2 protein-coding genes are annotated in these 1,634 nt (G+C 35.6%); one reads left to right on the forward strand and one right to left on the reverse strand.

Features of this window, described 5'->3' with window-relative positions:
* Positions 1 to 738: 738 nt before the first annotated feature.
* Positions 739 to 984, forward strand: a complete 246-nt coding sequence (locus tag F6K22_RS40385) for a helix-turn-helix domain-containing protein (protein ID WP_293110736.1) — start codon at positions 739 to 741, stop codon at positions 982 to 984.
* A gap of 217 nt (positions 985 to 1,201) precedes the next feature.
* On the opposite strand, the gene F6K22_RS40390 is transcribed toward F6K22_RS40385, so the two are convergent.
* Positions 1,202 to 1,402, reverse strand: coding sequence for a hypothetical protein (locus F6K22_RS40390; protein WP_293110734.1), 201 nt, complete (start codon positions 1,400 to 1,402; stop codon positions 1,202 to 1,204).
* Between the last annotated feature and the right edge of the window lie 232 nt (positions 1,403 to 1,634).

Raw genomic sequence — 1,634 nt, forward strand, 5'->3', positions numbered from 1 at the left:
TAGTTTTTGGGAGTGCTTCAGAGAATGTTTTGGGGATGGTTGTCTAAGAGGTGATATAGCTGCCGCTAGACTCCGCCAACGCTATATTCCTCAGTTTTTGTTATAGGTTTGCGCTTTTTAGTTTGAAAATTTTAAATTTTGTCAGGGCTTGATGACAAATTAGGGGAAATTTTTTCTGATTTGGCTAACGAGGTTTCAATATTTTCAGCTCTTTGGTTAGGTTCTGTGATACTCTAAAAGAGATAAAAATCGAAAGGAATGTTATCGCTTAATAAGATTTTGAGCCTCGAAATGCCTATTGCTTCGTTATTTTTGGAGGCGATCGCTTGAATTTTTTTCAGGATGAATGACTAATTTTTTTCCCTTGCTGTTTTGATGGTTTGATAGATTGACTGTTTTGTGGTATCTGGGAATAACAAAGTTTATATATATATATATGTAGTTAATGTTGGGTTTCCTACGTCAATCCAACCTACCAAACTAGATTAATTTTTCTCTGCTTTTTCACCCTTCGGGAAATTGAAAAGAACCAGAAAATTTTTCGGCAAACCTACTAAGCTGTCTGACTCTGGTTGATTTTCGGAAGCTTGATTAACTTCGCCAGAATTGACCGAAAAATTGGGTCTCAAGCCTCGCCCTTCTAGGACGACTTTTTAGTTGCTAAATGTTTCAATAAATATGTTGTCTTACTGTTAGTTCAGATAGGAATTATGAAAGCTGGATTTAAGTAACGTATCTATCCAACAGCAGGACAAAAATACCGAGAGCGCAAAGCTATTTGGTTGTGTCCGTGTTGTTTGGAATGATAGTCTTGATTGCTGCCAACAGAAGTATAAATTAGGACAAAATAAACCGACTAATTCTGAACTACAAAAACAGTTTATCACTCAAGGGAAGAAGACTGAAAACAGAGAATGGTTGTCAGAGGTTTCTAACATACCATTGCAGCAATCTTTAAATGATTTAAACCAAGCGTTGCTCTAACTTTTTTTCAATCAACCAAGTGTAGGAGAAAAGGTAGACCTGTTAAACCTCCTAAGTTTAAAAGCAGGAAGTCAAAACAGACTGCAAAATTTACATGCATGAGGGTTTACAATTGGTCAACATAAAGTCTATTTAGCAAAAATTGGAAACCTGAAAATCGTTTGGTCTAGAGATTTACCTGCTTCTCCATCATCAGTAACTATTATTAAGGGCTCAGCTAATAGATATTTCTTAAGTTTTGTAGTAGAAACTTGTGCCAAACCTTTACCTCAAACTGATAATTCAGTAGGAGTTTTTTTAGGCTGTAGTTGAATTTTTGAGTTATCCGGACCATGGTACTTTTTCCCACTTTCACTCCTGTAGCTACTTCCAGTAACTCACATAACTCCTTATTAGTCCCATCATTATTTTTTGCCATTATTTCTAATAAGATTACTAATTCTTCACTACTTAACGCGCGAAGGAGGACTTCCTCCTTGAGGTAAGGGTCTAATGTCTCCAGTTTCTTGATATTTTTTAGTTAAGGTTTGAAGAAAATTTTTGCTCACTCCAAACCTTTGATCCAGCTTTCTTATGGAGATTTTTTCCTGTTCCCAAATCTCGACAATTTTGTTTAAGCAAGTCTATGGAATAAGGTTTCATAAGTTAAA

It is taken from the genome of Okeania sp. SIO2F4 (genome assembly GCF_010672385.1).
In the GTDB taxonomy this organism is placed as follows: domain Bacteria; phylum Cyanobacteriota; class Cyanobacteriia; order Cyanobacteriales; family Microcoleaceae; genus Trichodesmium.

What these genes read in the sequence shown, in the direction of transcription:
- F6K22_RS40390 (WP_293110734.1), bottom strand. Translation starts at nt 1,402, where the DNA reads ATGGCAAAAAATAATGATGGGACTAATAAGGAGTTATGTGAGTTACTG.